This is a genomic window from Aminobacter sp. MDW-2 (assembly GCF_014250155.1).
Taxonomy (GTDB): Bacteria; Pseudomonadota; Alphaproteobacteria; order Rhizobiales; family Rhizobiaceae; genus Aminobacter; species Aminobacter ciceronei.
Genome location: NZ_CP060197.1, coordinates 4,686,426 through 4,702,634 on the forward strand (window position 1 = coordinate 4,686,426; position 16,209 = coordinate 4,702,634).

The 16,209-nt window shown below is 62.6% G+C and carries 16 protein-coding genes and 1 pseudogene; 8 read left to right on the top strand and 9 right to left on the bottom strand.

The features are described 5' to 3' along the window. Positions 1 to 95: 95 nt before the first annotated feature. Entirely contained in the window at positions 96 to 512 is a 417-nt protein-coding gene (locus H5P29_RS23180; RefSeq protein WP_154385134.1) for a MarR family winged helix-turn-helix transcriptional regulator, read from the top strand. 60 nt (positions 513 to 572) lie between these two features. Further along, a complete protein-coding gene (locus H5P29_RS23185) occupies positions 573 to 965 on the top strand; it encodes a tautomerase family protein (protein ID WP_154385133.1) in 393 nt (130 codons plus the stop codon). Between the two features lie 193 nt (positions 966 to 1,158). Here the strand turns inward: H5P29_RS23185 and H5P29_RS32645 are convergent, their stop codons facing one another. Together H5P29_RS32645 and H5P29_RS23195 are read right to left on the bottom strand one after the other, a co-directional pair. Beyond that, entirely contained in the window at positions 1,159 to 1,788 is a 630-nt protein-coding gene (locus H5P29_RS32645; RefSeq protein WP_246670758.1) for a hypothetical protein, read from the bottom strand. Positions 1,789 to 1,893: 105 nt separating this feature from the next. Continuing rightward, positions 1,894 to 2,787 (bottom strand): cation diffusion facilitator family transporter, encoded by an 894-nt coding sequence (locus tag H5P29_RS23195; RefSeq protein WP_154385132.1) that lies wholly within the window; start codon positions 2,785 to 2,787, stop codon positions 1,894 to 1,896. A gap of 205 nt (positions 2,788 to 2,992) precedes the next feature. Here H5P29_RS23195 and H5P29_RS23200 point away from each other — a divergent pair, with 205 nt between their 5' ends. Then, positions 2,993 to 3,895, top strand: a complete 903-nt coding sequence (locus tag H5P29_RS23200; RefSeq protein WP_067963948.1) for a serine protease — start codon at positions 2,993 to 2,995, stop codon at positions 3,893 to 3,895. A gap of 106 nt (positions 3,896 to 4,001) precedes the next feature. Here the strand turns inward: H5P29_RS23200 and H5P29_RS23205 are convergent, their stop codons facing one another. Then, positions 4,002 to 5,018 carry a hypothetical protein gene (locus tag H5P29_RS23205; protein ID WP_154385131.1) on the bottom strand — a complete coding sequence of 339 codons (1,017 nt, stop codon included), beginning with the start codon at positions 5,016 to 5,018 and terminating at the stop codon, positions 4,002 to 4,004. Positions 5,019 to 5,168: 150 nt separating this feature from the next. Continuing rightward, entirely contained in the window at positions 5,169 to 6,059 is an 891-nt protein-coding gene (locus tag H5P29_RS23210) for a LysR family transcriptional regulator (RefSeq protein WP_154385130.1), read from the bottom strand. A gap of 97 nt (positions 6,060 to 6,156) precedes the next feature. Here H5P29_RS23210 and H5P29_RS23215 point away from each other — a divergent pair, with 97 nt between their 5' ends. Then, the gene (locus tag H5P29_RS23215) at positions 6,157 to 6,882 is read left to right on the top strand and encodes a glutathione S-transferase family protein (RefSeq protein WP_154385129.1); all 726 of its coding nucleotides are present in this window, start codon (positions 6,157 to 6,159) and stop codon (positions 6,880 to 6,882) included. Positions 6,883 to 7,464: 582 nt separating this feature from the next. Here H5P29_RS23215 and H5P29_RS23220 read toward each other — a convergent pair. Genes H5P29_RS23220 through H5P29_RS23235 form a run of 4 tightly spaced genes read right to left on the bottom strand, consistent with a single transcriptional unit; the run spans position 7,465 to position 12,697 of the window. Continuing rightward, positions 7,465 to 8,271, bottom strand: a complete 807-nt coding sequence (locus H5P29_RS23220; protein ID WP_154385128.1) for a crotonase/enoyl-CoA hydratase family protein — start codon at positions 8,269 to 8,271, stop codon at positions 7,465 to 7,467. A 30-nt stretch (positions 8,272 to 8,301) separates the two neighbouring features. Next, the gene (locus H5P29_RS23225; RefSeq protein WP_154385127.1) at positions 8,302 to 9,975 is read right to left on the bottom strand and encodes an acyl-CoA dehydrogenase; all 1,674 of its coding nucleotides are present in this window, start codon (positions 9,973 to 9,975) and stop codon (positions 8,302 to 8,304) included. After that, positions 9,972 to 11,585, bottom strand: a complete 1,614-nt coding sequence (locus H5P29_RS23230) for an AMP-binding protein (RefSeq protein WP_154385126.1) — start codon at positions 11,583 to 11,585, stop codon at positions 9,972 to 9,974. Before H5P29_RS23230 ends, H5P29_RS23225 begins: the two co-directional genes overlap by 4 nt. Before the next feature lie 8 nt (positions 11,586 to 11,593). Next, positions 11,594 to 12,697: a glycine cleavage T C-terminal barrel domain-containing protein gene (locus tag H5P29_RS23235; protein WP_154385125.1), complete on the bottom strand. Its 1,104-nt coding sequence runs from the start codon at positions 12,695 to 12,697 to the stop codon at positions 11,594 to 11,596. 107 nt (positions 12,698 to 12,804) lie between these two features. On the opposite strand from H5P29_RS23235, the gene H5P29_RS23240 reads away from it, so the two are divergent. After that, positions 12,805 to 13,704, top strand: a complete 900-nt coding sequence (locus H5P29_RS23240; RefSeq protein WP_154385124.1) for a LysR substrate-binding domain-containing protein — start codon at positions 12,805 to 12,807, stop codon at positions 13,702 to 13,704. Positions 13,705 to 14,103: 399 nt separating this feature from the next. Continuing rightward, on the top strand, positions 14,104 to 14,229 hold the full coding sequence (locus tag H5P29_RS32650) for a hypothetical protein (protein ID WP_246670764.1): 126 nt from the start codon (positions 14,104 to 14,106) through the stop codon (positions 14,227 to 14,229). Positions 14,230 to 14,278: 49 nt separating this feature from the next. Here H5P29_RS32650 and H5P29_RS32655 read toward each other — a convergent pair. After that, positions 14,279 to 14,437: pseudogene (locus H5P29_RS32655) on the bottom strand (molybdopterin dinucleotide binding domain-containing protein); the annotation flags it as partial. Positions 14,438 to 14,539: 102 nt separating this feature from the next. On the opposite strand from H5P29_RS32655, the gene H5P29_RS23255 reads away from it, so the two are divergent. After that, positions 14,540 to 14,863, top strand: coding sequence for a YciI family protein (locus H5P29_RS23255; protein WP_154385122.1), 324 nt, complete (start codon positions 14,540 to 14,542; stop codon positions 14,861 to 14,863). A 322-nt stretch (positions 14,864 to 15,185) separates the two neighbouring features. Beyond that, positions 15,186 to 16,148 carry a LysR family transcriptional regulator gene (locus tag H5P29_RS23260; RefSeq protein WP_246670757.1) on the top strand — a complete coding sequence of 321 codons (963 nt, stop codon included), beginning with the start codon at positions 15,186 to 15,188 and terminating at the stop codon, positions 16,146 to 16,148. The last annotated feature ends 61 nt before the right edge of the window (positions 16,149 to 16,209 follow it).

Sequence of the window (16,209 nt, forward strand, 5' to 3'; positions counted from 1 at the left end):
GAGGTCGCCGCCGCCACACGGTTGGACCGCGCTTTTTCCGCATCGGTGTCAAAATAATAATTGCATATGCAACTACTATTGGTTATGCTGCCTTCATGTTCGACCGTTGCATCTACTTCAACACCACGGCCCTTGCGCGCCAGCTCGACCGCGTCTGGACGGCGGCCTTTCAGCCCTTCGGCCTGACGCCGCCGCAAGGCTTCATGCTCAGGGCGGTGCTGGCGCGGCCCGGCCTTTTGCAGAGCGAACTGGCTGACGAGTTGAAGATCGCCCGGGCGACGGCGACACGCGGCCTCGACGGGCTGGAAGCCAGGGGCCTTGTCGTCAGGAGCAAGTCGAGCGGGGACAGGCGCGAATCCCTGATCACGCCGACAGCGGAGGCGGTTGCGATGAAGGACGCGCTGAACGCCGCCAGCGGCGCGGTCACCCAACGCCTGTCGAGCCTTTTCGGCGAACAGGTTTTTGCCGGTTTTGTCGAGCAGGCCAAGGCGATCGCCGCCAAACTGGAGTGAGCCTGCTATCACACACAAGCCATTCACAATAGTTGCATAGCTAACCACTGGAGACAGACAATGCCTATCCTCACCGTCAAGATATCAGCCCGGCGCAGTGACACGCTGACCGACAAGGTGGCGGCGATGCTCGCCGAACACACCAGCACCATTCTCGGCAAGAAGCCCGAGGTGACCGCCATCGCCATCAGCTACGTCGACCCGCGCGACTGGATCATCGCCGGCAAGTCGTTGCAGAGCCACGGCAAGTCGAGCTTTGCGCTTGACATCAAGGTCACCGACGAGACCAACACCAAGGACGAGAAGAAGCGCTACATCGAAGCGGTTTTTTCAGGTTTTGCCGACATCCTCGGCGACATCCACGAAGAGAGCTACATCCACGTCCATGACGTGCGCGCGGCCTCTTATGGGTATGGTGGCAAGACCCAGGAGTTCCGCTACCAGCACCCCTGATGGCAGCACCCCTGATGGCAGCATCCGTGATGACGCCATAACGCACGGCGCCATTTCAGGCCTTGGGGCGCGCGCCTGTCATGGGGTGCGTCTTAAGGCGCCTGTCTTCCGGGCGCGTCTTCTGGGCGCGTCCTGGGGGGGCGCGCAGGTCTTGGGGGCGCCCACGTCTTGCCGGGACAGCCGCGTCGGCCGCCTAGCGGAACTTGCGCGTGAGCAGGGACACCAGCCTGGGCGTCGCCACGATCAGCACGGCGCCGACCAGCCAGACCACAACCACAAGCGGCTTGAGCACGGCACCGAGGAGCGCGAAAAATCCGCCGAGCAGGCCCGACGTCTCGGCGCTGCCGACCACACCGACGACCTCCGAGCCGATGCCGGTCGCAGCCGCGGCATCCCGGCCGGTCTGCACCAGGGCGCCTGCATTGCTCGACGTCCAGGCAAGCACGCCGTCGACGAGGCTGTAGCCGCCCCAGGCGAGCAGCGTCCACACCACCAGCACGACCAGCGCTGCCGTGCTGCCGAAGCCGGGCATTCGCGAGCGGGGCGCAGCTTTCACCGACGCCGCGCGCCCGTCGCGCCCGAAGGCCGCCGATGCAGTGTCGCCTGACGGCGAACGCTGATCGGCGCCCCAGTTGCCGCCGCCGCCCCGATTGCTGCCACCATGGCCGCTGCCATGACTGCCGTTTGCGGCCTTGTCGCCAAGCCGCTTGCCGATTTCGCCAAGCACCGTGCCGAGCAGGCCATCCCGGCCGCCCCTGTTGCGGTCCCTGTCGCGGCCCCTGTCGCGGCCATTGCCGCTGTTCCTGAAATCATGCCCGCCCATCGACGCTCTCCTGAGGTTCCGCGCCGAACACGCATCGGCCGGGCCATAGATAGGCATTCCATATGTTAGAGATAATGGGACAGAGTGCTGACAGGTTGACGCAGGTCAGTGGATGCGCTCCAGCGGCGCGCAGCTCACCCGCTCCATCTGCAGCGTGGTGTGGTGCAGGTCGAATTTTTCCTGCAGCCGCAGCTCCACCGCCCGGCGCACCGCCTCGGCATCGGCGCCCTCCTCCAGCACGACATGCGCGGTCAGCGACGCCTTGCTCTGGGTGATCGCCCACAGATGCAGATCGTGCACCGAGGTCACGCCGGGCACTGTTGATATCGCCAGCTCGACCTCTGCCAGCTCCATGCCAGGCGGCACGCCTTCGAGCAGGATGTTGATGCACTCCTTGAGCAGCACCCAGGTGCGCGGGAAGACCATGAAGCCGATGCCGACGGCGACGACGGAATCGACCCATGACCAGCCGGTGAGCCAGATCAGGGCAGCCCCGGCGATCACGCCGATCGAACCGAGCATGTCGGCCCAGACCTCGAGATAAGCGCCCTTGACGTTGAGGCTGCCGTCCTTGTGGCCGGCCAACAGCCGCATAGACGTCCAGTTGACCACCAGCCCGACGACGGCGATGCCGAGCATGCCGAGCGAGGCGATGTCCTGCGGCTGGAACAGCCTGACATAGGCCTCGTAGAGAATGTAGAAGGCGACGGCGAGCAGAAGCAGCGCGTTGAAGGCCGCAGCCAGGATCTCGAAGCGGGCATAACCATAGGTGCGCAGCAGGTCGGCCGGCCGGCGGCCGACCTTGATCGCCACCAGCGCAATCGCCAGCGCCATGGCGTCGGTCAGCATGTGCGTGGCATCCGAGATCAGCGCCAGGCTGCCGGTGACGAACCCGCCGATCACCTCGGCCACCATGAAAGCAGCCGTCAGGCCCAAGGCCATCCACAGCCGCGACACCGGCGTGTTCGTCATGTCGCCGTGATCATGGTCGCCGCTCATCATGGCCTCCCCTCGCCGGTTTCGGTCGGCACACGCTAGTGCACTTCCAGGAAAAGTGTGAAGCGGTTTCGAGGCAAAAGCCTCGTGGCAAGATTATCGATGAGAACTTACTTATCTCCTGACAGCAGCACGCCGCTTGTGACCGCAGCACAAACCGTCTTAGATCGAACCCTGCTCTGGGGAGAGCTTTTTGGGGAGGGGGACGATGTCGAAGATCAAGTACTTGGCTGCAGCGCTTTGCAGTATTCTGCAAATCGGCGATGCTTTTTCCCAGTCGATCGAAAGCGAAAGACCATTCCAGGATATTCCCTTTGACGAACGAGCGGCCGGTGCATTCACTGCCGCTCCCGAAGCAATAACGTGGTACCGGTTTGGAAATTCCGTTCAGAAAACACCGCTTTCAGCTGCGGACGACCGCCTGCCAACAGACAGCAGGCGGCCGAATGGTGAGCCGCCTGGCACGCGGAATCCTGTAACGCCTCCGGACGCCAGCATTGGAAAGGTGTATTTCACCGACGCGTCGGGGAACCCGAAACAGTGCACGGGAACTCTGGTGATCGGCGATCTCGTAATTACTGCCGGCCACTGCGTTCACCCCGGCAATGGCGGCAACTTCTACACCAACATCGAGTTCTTGCCCGGATATGCTGACGGCAGCTTTGTTGGACGCTTTACGGCCGAAGAGGTGACCGTTTTTGCCGGATGGTACCAATCAGGCGACTTCGCTCATGACATTGCCTTTATCCGGGTGACACCTGTCCCGCGCAGCGTTCATCGCATTGGCCTGGGTTTGTTCAAGCCGTCGTGTCGGATTGGAGACTATTTCCCGTTCATCCGCCACGGCTACACCCCACTGCTCAACAATGGCGAGCGCCAGTGGGAGAGCGGCGAGGCCGTGAGTGGCTGTTACCAGGGCTTGGTGTACGGATCAAAACGCACGCACCCCGGCTCCAGCGGCTCCCCGTCGATGGCTCGGATTTCGGGGTACGTCTTCGCCGTGCATTCTGCAGAAGATGCCCAGTTTCCATTCGGTAGCTACGACGCTCTCCTGACGAGGGCGAAACTGTGCTTCGCATTGCGCCTTTACGACGCCAGTTGCTCCATTTGACGATTGACCGCGGCAGAAATTGACCACCCCGGCCTGGCGTCGGGGTCTTCGGTTCAATCCGCCTCAGCGGGATCGATCTGCGGCGCCTTCCGCCGACCTCAGGTGGTCATGCTGTTCTGGACAGGATAAACGCTGCCCGTTCCCGAACCGGCAGACTGGCATCGTTTGCCAGGTGTAACGCCAGATCCCGACCTGCCTGGCTGCCCAGCTCGTGCCTGATGATGGAATCGAGCGCGACTTTTCGCACCAGTGCCGAACCATCCCTGGTTGCGGCACCCATCACGTCCAGCCGCGATATGGCTGTCGTGAGCGGGCGACGCTCAAATTTTGGCACCGACCGGCCCTCGCCCATGGATTTGTCGATCCACTGGATCTCGGACCCTGTCCGCCAGGAGGCCTGCATCGCCCCTATCGCCTGGACAGCCACCGCGCGCACCGCGGGTTGCCACGCATTCAGGGCCAGCGTCTCGAGATACGGATCCAGCGTTGGCCACCGCAACAATTCGCGAAGGATACGCGACCCTGGGCCGGTCCGGGCTTCGCGAAGGTTTTCGACCAGCTTGGCCACCACGTCAGGTCGAGAAAACACAGTCCTGACCGCTTCCCGCTCCGTGCCCCAGCGTCCCCAGCTGTCCTGCCGCAACAACACGAAGTTTGCAGCAGCTGCAATTGTTTCAGGCGACGTCAACGGGAAGCATCGCTGCGCGCACCCAAGCGCTGCCGATCGCACAGGCTCGGCCCAATCGTTCAATCTGACAACGACTGATGCAAACAGGAAGGGGCTCGGCAACGGCCCCGATATCAGTTGAAGGGCCTTGCTGCGGAGGCGGCCATCGTGGTGGAACAGACACAGATACGCGAATTCAGGAAATCTCTGCAGCTGCTCCTCATCGGACAGGCGCGGCCAGAACAGCGATCGGACTGGCTTGCGACGATCCCGGAAGAGGTTGGCTATTTCGGGGATTTCCCGGGCGGCCTGGCCGACGGCACCTGCTGGAATTTCAGACATGCCCGATATTGCTGAAAGGAGCTGTCCATCGACACGCACCCCACGCGCCAGCTTCTGGCCAATTGTCGCCAATGCCTGAGCTAAATCAGCCGGAAGTACACTCTTCTTTGCCATCTCGACCGAAGCACATACACAGCGACATTGTTCAACGTCGAGTTTTATTTTGTGCCATCTTCTGTTGCCTCTCTTCCCTCTTCTTCCCTTTGCCCTTTGCCAGCCTCGTCATGCGCGTGAGTGCGCCCCGAACGCCAGGCGCAGCGACAGCTAGCTTGCCGGCTCCTTCTCGAGCAGGAAATCGATCACCGCGCGCACCGCCGGCAATTGTCCGCGCTTGTGCGGCGTCAGGATGGTCGTGGTGACGCGCCCGGCCGTCCAGTCGGGCAGCAGCCGCACCAGCCTGCCCTGCGCCACTGAACTGGCCGAAATCAGCTCGGGCAGGCAGACGATGCCGAGGCCGGCTTCGGCCGCCATCAGCAAAGGCACTGACTCGTCGGCATGGAAGCGTTGCCGCGGCGCCACCTCGACGAGGCGGCCTTGGCCATTGCGCAGCTGCCAGCTCCTTGATGTCATCGAGCTCATCAGTCCGTCATGAGAGGCGAGCGCCTCCGGCGTTTCAGGCGCGCCATGACAGGTGAGATAGGAAGGTGCCGCCACCAGCGTGATCGCATCCTCGCTCATCCGCCTCTGCATCAGGTCGGAATCGGGCAGCGGCGCGAAGTGGCTGCGCAGCGCGATGTCGAAACCGTCCTGCACCAGGTCGACGAAGCGGTCGGTGACATGCAGCTGGACCAGCAGCCTGGGGTGGCGGCGCGCCAGCAGCGGCAGCCGATGCGCCAGCCGGAACTGCGCGTTGGGCACCGAGGTGGTGATGCGGACTGTGCCGGCCGGCTCGGCCAGCCGCTTCAACACCACCGTCTCCACCGCCTCGGCCTCGATGATTGCGGCACGGGCATGGTCATAACAGTCGCGGCCGACGTCGGTCAGCGTGAAACTGCGCGAGCTGCGGTGGATCAGCAACGCGCCGAGCGACGCTTCCAGTGCCGCCACCCGTTTGCTGACCGTCGATTTGGGACAGCCGAGCCGCCGGGCGGCGGCGGCAAAGCCACCGTGATCGACCGCTGCTGCGAAGAAATGGAGATCGTTGAGATTCAGCATCAAAGTCTATGAATGTGGACGTCTGGTTTCAAATTGCCCGACTACAGGATCAAAGTCCACGAGGATACATCAGGGTCATCAACAATGGAGACCTGACATGACAACCACCCCGATCTTCACCTCCGGCTTCCCGCTCGGCTCGTCGGCCGGCCTCGTCGCCGCCTTCGAATGGCTCGGCCAGCCCTACCGGTTGACCCGCGTCGACATGCTCGGCGAGATGCGCACCGAGGCCTACAAGCGCTTCAACGGCCGCGTGGAAACGCCGGTTCTGGTCACCGATGACGGCCGCGTTTTGACCGAAACCATGGCAATCGCCTTGTGGCTCGAAGCACGCGATCCCGAGCGCCGCATCAGCTTCGAACCGGGCACGCCGGAGGCCGACAGGATGCACCAGTATATCGCCTTCCTGAACACCGCATTCACCGGCGCCTTCGGCCCGCTCTGGGTGGCGCTCGAAGCCGAACATGCCAGCGAAGCCGAGCGCGAGACGCTGCGCAAGTTCGGCCGCAGCTTCGTCGCCACCCGCCACGCCCAGTTCGAGGCGATGATCGGCGACAGCGACTATCTGCTCGGTAACAAGCCGACGCTGGCGGACGCGGTGTTTTCAGGCGTGGCGCGCTGGACCGACTTCCACAAGGCGGTGAACCCGGCCGACTACCCGCGCATCCTGGCCCTGCGCAACCGCCTCGAAGCCGACCCGGCCTTCCGCTTCGCGGTGGCGATCGAGGACGGCGACGTCACGGCCAAGGGCAGCGGCGCGATGAAGGGGCTGGTGCCGCTCGCCCAGGTGCTGCGCGACACCGCTGCCGCGCAGGCCGCCTGAGCGGTCAGGGAGAAAGGGCTGCGCGTTGTCCGGCGCGCAGCCTTTTTTCGGTGCGGGTGGAAAGACGACGCTCGATATGGTCAAGTCCACGGCATGAGCAGATCTCGAACGATGCGGGGTGGATTCCTGACCTTCAGCTTCTGTTCGCCGAAATCGGCGACCAAAGGGTTCCAATCGTAAACCGGCCTACCAGCTGAGCGCCTCCAATTCGGTCGTCATGGGCTTCTGCACCAAAGACTTAAAACCTGCCATTCGTCGCGGCGTTCAGATCTTGCTGCCAGATGCCATGTAGAGGCGTTGCTGCTGTTTCGCGATGTCGGGCGATCAACTCACCACGCAAACGGACGAATTGGCTCGAACGACACGGAGATGGATGCGTCGCCGTAATCGAGTGTCTTCATGACACGCTCGACGCTTGGTTGTCTCAGACCGGAGCAGCACGCGCCCCTACAGCCCCGGAACGTGGTCAAGACCGTCGTCCGACTGGCCTCGAGCCAGAGGGACACAGTCCACTTCACAGTCTGGACGCTGCCGGTTCAGCGCCAGTCCTGTTCTTTTGGCGGGAACATCGGCGCAACCTCGTCAATTGTTGGGCCGCACCCTGGCCGCCGATTTGTCGGCAAAGGCCGCAAGACGGGCGCGGGCGTCAGGCTGGGTGTTCACCACGCCCGCCACGACCGCCTCGGCATAGGCTGCATCCAGTGCCGACATGTTCTGCATGTGGCTCACGGCCGAGCAGATGGCAAAGTTCGAAAGCGGTAAGTTCTGAGCCGCCTTGCGAGCCAGTTCCATTGCCTTTTCAAGGCTGGAGCCTTCGGTGATGTATTGCGCAAGCCCCAGACTGACCGCCTCTTGCCCCTGATAGACACGGCCCGTCAGCATCATGTCGATCATCCGCGACTTGCCGACCAGATCGGTGACGCGGATCGTGGCGCCGCCGCCCGTGAAAAGTCCGCGTTGGCCCTCGGGCAGCGCGAAATATGTCGTCTGGTCCATCACCCGAATGTGGGCCGCGCTAGCTAGTTCCAGACCGCCGCCGACAACGGCACCCTTCAGTGCGGCGATGATGGGGACACCACCGTACTCCATCTTGTTGAACGCCTCATGCCAACGCATGCAAAGATGCATGAATTCGGCCGGGCTGCGGTCGGCCTGATGATGCTCGACCAGGTCCAGCCCGGCGCAGAAATGATCCCCGTTAGCGGCGAGCACAATCGCGCGGATCCCGGCGCGCGGCGCGGTCGAGAAGAACTCGACAAGCTCTTCGATCATGTGCGAATCCAGCGCGTTGCGCTTGGCGGGACGGTTCAGGGTGACAACCCAGACGCCGTCATCATGCGCCTCGATGGCCAGGTTTGCGAAGCGGGTGCGGTCGATCTCAACGGTCATTCTGCGGTCCTGTTCAAAAAGGCAAGTGGATCAGAAGGCGGCGTCCAGGAGGCTTGCCTCACCCTGGATGACGCGGGCGCGCTGGAGACCAGTCTCGGGCAGGATGTGATGCGCGTAGAACCGCGCGGTGGCGGTCTTGGCGATCATGAAGTCGCGGTCGCCGACGAATGCTTCGCCCGCAAGGACCGAGCGCGCCATCTGCCAGCCTGCGACCAGGTTTCCAGCCAGAATGAGATAGGGCACGGCACCGCCATATGCTTCGGTCGGGGGGGCGGAGAGAAGGTAGGCGACGGTCGCTTCGAAGTCTTGCCGCGCTGCGCCGAGCCGTGCAGCGATCTCCTGCGCGACCGGTGAGCCGCCATTGAGCGCCTTTTCCGTCTCTGCGATCATCGCGGCGATACGGGTTGCCGTGGTACCACCGTCGCGCAGGGTCTTGCGGCCTAAAAGGTCGTTGGCCTGAATGGCAGTGGTGCCTTCGTAGATCGGGAGGATGCGGGCGTCTCGGTAGTGCTGGGCGGCTCCGGTTTCCTCGATAAAGCCCATGCCGCCGTGAACCTGCACCCCCAGAGAGGCGACGTGCACGGCCATTTCGGTGCAGTACCCCTTGACCAGCGGCACGAGGAATTCCGCAATCGCCGCGTCGCTACGGTCCTGCCAACCCGCAGCAAAGACCGCCAATGCACGGCAAGCTTCGGTTGTGGCGCGCATGTGCGAAAGCATCCGGCGCACATCGGGATGCTGGATGATGGCGACCGCTCCGGGGGCGCTGCCGTCGACCGGGCGGCCCTGGATGCGGGCTTCCGCGTATGCCAGTGCCTGTTGGCTCGCGCGTTCCGAGATCGCAACCCCCTGGATGCCGACCGCAAAGCGGGCGGCGTTCATCATCGTGAACATGTACTCCAAGCCATCGTTTTCGGCCCCGATCAGAAACCCGGTCGCGCCCTCGTAGTTCAGGACGCAGGTCGGACTGGCCCGGACTCCCAGCTTATGCTCGATACTCTGGCAGGTCACGCGGTTGCGGCTGCCATCGGGAAGGACCTTTGGCACCAGGAACAGGCTAATCCCCTTGACGCCCAGTGGGGCATCAGGCGTGCGGGCAAGGACGAGATGGATGATGTTCTCGGCCAGATCATGTTCGCCATAGGTGATGAAGATCTTGGTACCGGTGATCCGATAGGTGCCGTCGCCTTGCGCCTCGGCGCGCGTTCGCAGCAGTGCCAGATCGCTACCGGCCTGCGGTTCGGTGAGGTTCATGGTGCCGGTCCAGCGCCCCGCAACCAGATTCGGCAGGTAGACGGCCTTCATCTGATCCGAACCGAAATGGCGCAAGGCTTCGATAGCGCCATCGGTCAGGAGAGGGCAGAGCGCAAAACTCATGTTCGCGGCATTCAGAATTTCGCCCGCCGCAGCAGCCACAGTCCGGGGTAGGCCCTGGCCGCCGTACTCCACGGGATGCGGCAGACCTTGCCAGCCCATTTCAACGAACTTGGTATAGGCTGCGCGAAAGCCTCCGGGTGTGGTCACCCGACCAGCGTCACAACGCGACCCTTCGCGATCGCCGGGGAGGTTTAGCGGTGCGATTTCCTCCGCGCAAAAGCGGCCGAACTCCTCAAGCACGGCGGCAGCCGTGTCCAGATCGATTTCGCCCGGCGCGGCAAGGGCGATGTTGAAAAGCAGGTCCTTTACGGGAGCTTCCCAAGTCATGATTTTGACCCCAGATCACGAGCGGCTGCGCGCAAAACGAACTTCTGGATCTTGCCCGTGGCGGTCTTTGGCAGTGCGCCAAAAACCACCGTCTTCGGCGCCTTGAAGTGAGCAATGCGGTCGCGGCAAAAGGCAATGAGTTCTGCCTCGGTCGGGGTCGCCCCGTCGCGAAGTTCGACGAAAGCACATGGGCTTTCGCCCCATTTCGGGTCCGGGCGGGCCACGACGGCCGCCGCAAGCACGGCAGGGTGGCGATAGAGGACGGCCTCGACCTCGACCGAGGAGATATTCTCGCCGCCTGAGATGATGACATCCTTCAGCCGATCGCGGATTTGCACGTAGCCGTCGGGATGGACCACGGCGGCGTCGCCCGACCAGAACCAGCCGTCGGCGAAGGCTTCGGTCGTGGCGGCGGGGTTCCTGTAATATCCCTTCATCACAGTGTTGCCCCGGATGGCGATTTCGCCCTGGGTCAGGCCGTCGCGCGGCACGTCGGCTCCGGTCGTGCGGTCCACCACACGGATATCCTCGACCATGGGAAACGCCACGCCCTGCTGCGCCTGCTTCTCGGCTCGGGCGCCGGCGGGCAGCCTATCCCATTCGTCCTGCCACAGGCACTGCGAGATATGGCCGTATGTTTCGGTCAGGCCGTAGACCTGCATGACGTCGAGGCCGAGGGCCGAGGCCCTTTCCAGGATGGCGGGCGGCGGCGGGGCGCCTGCGGTTAGCACCCTGATCTTCGGATCGAAGGGGCGTGCATCGGGACTGTCGCAGAGCATCTGCAGCACGATCGGCGCCGCGCCCATATGGGTGACCCGATGCGCGGCTATGGCAGCCAGCAATTTCGCCGGGGCGATGTCGCGCGTGAAGATCATGTGGCCGCCGACGATCGCCATGGCCCAGGGGTGATTCCAGCCATTGCAATGGAACATGGGCACGACCGACAGGTAAGTCGGGTGCGGCGGCAGGGCCCAGCCCGCGACCGTTCCCATCGCCATCAGATAGGCGCCACGATGGTGATAGATCACCCCCTTCGGCCGTCCCGAGGTGCCCGAAGTATAGTTCAGTGCCAATGCTTGCCATTCATCTTGCGGCAGCGCCCAGTCCATCGGAGGATGGGCGGTCAGATCGTCAAAGGTGGTCTGGCCAAAGCCGGCATGGCCCGGAAGGTCCGTGATATCGACCACCGGAAGGTCCCTGCCATTGATCTCAAACGCATGACGCAAAAGGGGAGCAAGCGCGGTGTCGGCGATCACCAGCCTGGCGTCCGAATGGTCGATGATATAGGCGACCGTTTCGGGCTCCAGCCGCGTGTTGATAGTGTTCAATACGGCGCCGAGCAGCGGAACGGCGTAGTGCAACTCGAACAACTCGGGGATGTTGGGCGACAGAACCGCCACCGTATCCCCCGCCTTGACGCCCAATGCTGCCAGCCCCGCGGCGACGGACCGACAATGCGCAGCGGTCTCGCGCCAAGTGCGGCGACGGTCGCCGTAGGTCAAGGCGGGGAGGTTCGCGTAGACCGTTTCCGCCCGCTTCAGAAAGGACAAGGGCGACAGCGCCACGTGGTTGGCAGCGTCCCGCATCGGCGCGTCAAAGTGCTGTTGCATGGCGCGCCTCAGAGGAAAGGAAGATCGACCAACCTAGCGGCAACCGGACCATGATCGCGCAGAACCTGCACCGTTTCGCCGGTGGGAACGCCTGCGTCGACCAGCGCATAACCGATGTTGGCTTTCATGCGCGGCGACCAGACGCAGTTCGTCATCATTCCGATGCACTGGCCATTTCGGGTGATCTGCTCGCGGTGGAAACCGAGCGGCGCGGGCGCCTCGCCCTCCAGCACCAGGCCCAGCTGATGTCGCCTTATTCCTTCGGCCTTGATCCGGCGCAGGGCCTGAATTCCCACCACGTCGTCGGGCACGTCAAGGTCCACATATTTGCCCAGACGCACTTCGAACGGGTTCGTCGCCTCGTCCGTGTCCCCGCCGACCGATATGAGACCGCTTTCGGTACGTTCCGCAGTGGCTGGCGCACCGGGCCCGATACCCCAGGGGCGGCCTGCGTCCTTGAAGATGTTCCACAACTCGGTGCCGCATTTGCCATCCTTCAGGTAGATCTCGAAGCCGCCTTGCTTCGACCAGCCCGAGCGCTGCACCGCAACGGGGATGCCCTTGATCTCGGTTTCGCGGAACCAGAAGTATCTCAGGCCCCGTATCCAGTCGCCCAGCACATGGGCCACGACATCCTCGGCCTTGGGGCCCTGCAGGGCCATCGGCGAGACGTCGGGTTCGCTGACCTCCACATTCAGGCCGCGCTCGGCGGCGATGGCCCCGGCCCAGAGCCAGATGTCGCTGTCGGCGATCGAGAACCAGTAGAGGTCGTCGGCCAGCTTCAACAGGATCGGGTCATTGATGATCGTGCCCCGGTGATTGCACAGCGGCACATATTTTCCCTGTCCCACCTGGCAGGTCGAAAGATTGCGCGGCGACAGGATCTGCGCCAGCCGCCCGGCGTCCGGGCCCTTCAGCTGCACCTGGCGCTCAACCCCCACATCCCATTGCGAGACCCCGTTGATCAGACGCCAATATTCCGCCTCCGGGTCGCCATAGGAGGTCGGCATGATCATGCGGTTGTAGATGCTGGCAGCGGTCATGCCTTCGGCAACCGCGCTGGCGTAAAAGGGCGATGGGCGCAGGCGCGCCGATGGAAACACATTGAACATGAAACCTCCCTGGATGCTCCCAGAGACGCCTCTGGCGCGCATTGGTCAAACGACGTATTCGGGGGCAATGCCTATACAAATAGTTATATCTGCGTTTTGAGGCTGTGATGAATCTGGATCTCCCTCCCCTGACCTGGCTCCGCGCCTTCGAGGCCTCGGCCCGGACGCTGAGCTTCACACAGGCGGCTGCCGAATTGCATCTCACTCAAGCTGCCGTCTCAAAACACGTGAAGGCGCTGGAGCAATATGTGCGGCGGCCCTTGTTCATCCGCCGACCGCGCGGGTTGGAGCTGACCAAGTCCGGCGCCGCCTATCTGCCCAAGATCCAGGATGCAATGGAGCGTCTAGCCATCGGCACGCGAGAGGTCTTTGGCCAGCGCCGTAGCAGCGTCCTGACCCTACGCTGCGCGGTTTCCTTCGCCGTCAACTGGCTTGCCCCACGCCTGCCCGACTATCTGAATCGATATCCGGGCAAGACCATCCGCCTTTTATCCAGCGTCTGGAAAGATGCCTTCGACACCGAAGATTTCGACCTCGACATCCAATATGGCAACGGGCGGTGGCCGGGGTTCAATAGCCATCGCCTGACATGGGAGACGATTACCCCACTCTGCGCCCCTTCAAGCCTATTGCGAGAGACCGACGATCTGCGCAACCACAGGCTCCTGCATGTGCTCGGCTACCATGAGGGCTGGGGCATCTGGCTGAAGGCAGCCGGAGCTCCTGAGATCGACGCCGGCAGCGGCCTCCATCTGGACACGTCGCTGACAGCATTTGAACTGGCGGCGCACGGCGGAGGTATCGCGCTTGGGCGCAAATCGCTGGCCGAACATGCTTTGGCTTCAGGACGGCTTATCACGCCGTTTGCCCTCGCCCTGCCGATTGATGAGGCTTTTTACCTGGTTGAGCCCGCAGGCAATAGCACGCATCCAGACGCCGGCTTGTTTACAGACTGGCTTCTGTCTGTTGCGCAAGCATCTAGAAACGCGCGCAATCGCGCCACCTGATCGCACCCGCGCCGCCGCTCTCTGAGACGTTTCATGCCAAGAGTGACCCTCACGGGCCAACGCCGGCTAGGCCGTGGTGGTCATCGGCCCGCCACTCGGCGCGAAGCAACTGGACGGTATCATCCGACATGAACTGGCTACGTCGATTGGAAATTGCCTACGCCATTTACTATGGAGATAGTGACCTTGGCGCGATCTGATTTCCATGGCTTTCATGCGCACCTCAATCGCCTCCGCGGCCTTCTTGCGGGGTGAGGATGAGTCAGGCGATTTCCGGTCAAGAGCCGACTTCTTGCTTTCGAAACTGCGGTCCGAAGGCGCTGTCATCGGCATTGCCGGAAACCGGTGCAGGTCCGCAATCCAGAGGCCCGCGACCTGCAAACCCGCGACGGACCGTTCATGTCGTCGGCCTTGCCGATTGCGGGCTTCGCCATCATCGAGGCCGCCGATCTGGCCGCAGCAATCGAAAAGGTTTCGCAGGTGCCCTGCGCGGTGGCGCATGGCGCCTTTGAAGTCTGGCCATGACGACGCCGCGCTTGATCTTGTCGAACAGGCGGGCATGCAGCACGACCTCGCCGCGCATCTTGCCGATCTCGACCCGGTCGCCTGTGGTGATCCCGAGGGCTGCCGCGTCCTCGGAATGCATGAAAAGGTCAGCCCGCCCCTCCTTGTCGCGCGACACCGGCGGCTCGGTGAAGGTCGATTCCATGTGTCGCGATAAAACAGGTTGCATTATGCAATCAGATTTGTGACGCTCCGAAGCACCTCAGCATACCGACTTGGATCGTCTGCGGGCCGCCTGTTGTGCCGCAGCCCCCCAGAAGGAGACGACACCATGCCGAAATTCCTCACCATCGGATATGGCGACCAGGCCGGATATGACCGGACCTCACAACCCGTCCGCGACGCCGCCCACGCGCAGGATGCAATGCTGCGCGCGGAGGGCGCATTGATCGGAATCGCCGGTGCGCCCATGCAGGTGCGCAATCCCGAAGCGGCGGGTCCGGAGACGCGGGATGGCCCATTCATGTCGTCGGCCTTGCCGGTTGCCGGCTTCGCCATCATCGAGGCTGCGGATATGGCGGAAGCGGTCAAGAAGATCTCAGGCGTTCCCTGTGCCGTTGCGCATGGCGTCGTCGAAGTGTGGCCGTTGGAGTAGGCAAACCGGCTCCAAGAGCCGACGCAGAGCAAATGCGCGCCGCCTCGGCAGCCTGCGCAGCTATCTCACGCTGCCGAGATAGTGAAGATGACCGGTGCGGAGTGGTTTTCTGCCCGGCTGCTTTTGGCGAGCAAATGATGTAAGCGGACGCTGGATTCAGCCCGGCACGGAAATCGGCAATCGTGCCTGGCGGTGAGGACCTGCGGTAACCCCGCTTCTTAATTATCGTGATCGTAGCGCACATTTTTCGTATGTATGTATAAGTCGCCGGAGCTGAAATTCGTGATGTTGTGAGATGCCTCCGAGCCCACACGCGTTCTCCTTGAATCAAATCGATCTGAATCTGCTTCGTACGTTCGACGCATTGATGCAGGAGCGTAGCGTCACAAAGGCGGCGGAACTGCTTGGTCGGACGCAGTCGGCCACAAGCCATTCACTTTCCAGGTTGCGGCATATCTTCAAGGACGAATTGTTTTCTCGCGATTCAGGGGTGATGGAGCCGACGCCTCGGGCGAAAGAACTGGCTGCTGTTCTCACTCGCGCGCTGTCTGACATTCGTCAGGTCGTCGAAAGGCATTTGAATTTCGAGCCGGCAAGCACATTCAGAAACTTCAGGATCGGCCTCTCGGATTCCTCGGCCGTTACGATCCTTCCGAGCCTCATCCAGAACTTCTCGGCTCAGGCGCCAAATGCCACACTCAACGTCTTGCACACCAGAGAGGCTGAAGTCCTCGACTTGTTGAAATCCAAGCAAATCGAGTGCGCGGTGCTCGGCAACTTTTCGCTCAAGAGTGACCAGATTACAGTCGTGCAACTATCGACGCACAAGATGGTCTGTGCCGGCTGGAAAGGAAATGGCCTGCTGGATGATTTCACCCAAGAGCGCTACCTGTCTTCGCCTCATCTTCAGATCTCTGCAGACGGCAAGGCGGATGGCGTTGCCGATATCGTCCTGAGAGGCCTTGGCCTCAAACGGAAGGTTGTCGCTACCATTCCGCACTATCTCGTAGCGCCTTGGATCATCAAGGACACGCCTCTCATAACGGTTTTTGGCGACAACTTCATTTTCGCGGTCTCCGAAGAAACCGAGACCAAGATCGTTCCGGCCCCGTTCCCTCTCCCGGACGTTCGGGTCTCCATGATTTACGAACGTGGTTTGGAGGCCGATGCGGGACATGCCTGGCTGCGAAGCCTGATCATCGCCACGACAGAGGTTCAGCGGGCATTGAAAGAAGCGGCGTATGGACGCCTGAACATTTCCGGCGGCCGTCAATCTCAACAATAGGCGTGCGCCAGGCGTTGGCCCCTGATGGGCTGTTTCACGACGGCACTATGCATGACATGCA

Excerpts from the sequence above, each read along its gene's own strand:
- H5P29_RS23180 (WP_154385134.1), top strand. The coding sequence starts at position 96 with ATGTTCGACCGTTGCATCTACTTCAACACCACGGCCCTTGCGCGCCAG.
- H5P29_RS23185 (WP_154385133.1), top strand. The coding sequence starts at position 573 with ATGCCTATCCTCACCGTCAAGATATCAGCCCGGCGCAGTGACACGCTG.
- H5P29_RS32645 (WP_246670758.1), bottom strand. The coding sequence starts at position 1,788 with ATGGGCGGGCATGATTTCAGGAACAGCGGCAATGGCCGCGACAGGGGC.
- H5P29_RS23195 (WP_154385132.1), bottom strand. The coding sequence starts at position 2,787 with ATGAGCGGCGACCATGATCACGGCGACATGACGAACACGCCGGTGTCG.
- H5P29_RS23200 (WP_067963948.1), top strand. The coding sequence starts at position 2,993 with ATGTCGAAGATCAAGTACTTGGCTGCAGCGCTTTGCAGTATTCTGCAA.
- H5P29_RS23205 (WP_154385131.1), bottom strand. The coding sequence starts at position 5,018 with ATGGCAAAGAAGAGTGTACTTCCGGCTGATTTAGCTCAGGCATTGGCG.
- H5P29_RS23210 (WP_154385130.1), bottom strand. The coding sequence starts at position 6,059 with ATGCTGAATCTCAACGATCTCCATTTCTTCGCAGCAGCGGTCGATCAC.
- H5P29_RS23215 (WP_154385129.1), top strand. The coding sequence starts at position 6,157 with ATGACAACCACCCCGATCTTCACCTCCGGCTTCCCGCTCGGCTCGTCG.
- H5P29_RS23220 (WP_154385128.1), bottom strand. The coding sequence starts at position 8,271 with ATGACCGTTGAGATCGACCGCACCCGCTTCGCAAACCTGGCCATCGAG.
- H5P29_RS23225 (WP_154385127.1), bottom strand. The coding sequence starts at position 9,975 with ATGACTTGGGAAGCTCCCGTAAAGGACCTGCTTTTCAACATCGCCCTT.
- H5P29_RS23230 (WP_154385126.1), bottom strand. The coding sequence starts at position 11,585 with ATGCAACAGCACTTTGACGCGCCGATGCGGGACGCTGCCAACCACGTG.
- H5P29_RS23235 (WP_154385125.1), bottom strand. The coding sequence starts at position 12,697 with ATGTTCAATGTGTTTCCATCGGCGCGCCTGCGCCCATCGCCCTTTTAC.
- H5P29_RS23240 (WP_154385124.1), top strand. The coding sequence starts at position 12,805 with ATGAATCTGGATCTCCCTCCCCTGACCTGGCTCCGCGCCTTCGAGGCC.
- H5P29_RS32650 (WP_246670764.1), top strand. The coding sequence starts at position 14,104 with ATGTCGTCGGCCTTGCCGATTGCGGGCTTCGCCATCATCGAGGCCGCC.
- H5P29_RS23255 (WP_154385122.1), top strand. The coding sequence starts at position 14,540 with ATGCCGAAATTCCTCACCATCGGATATGGCGACCAGGCCGGATATGAC.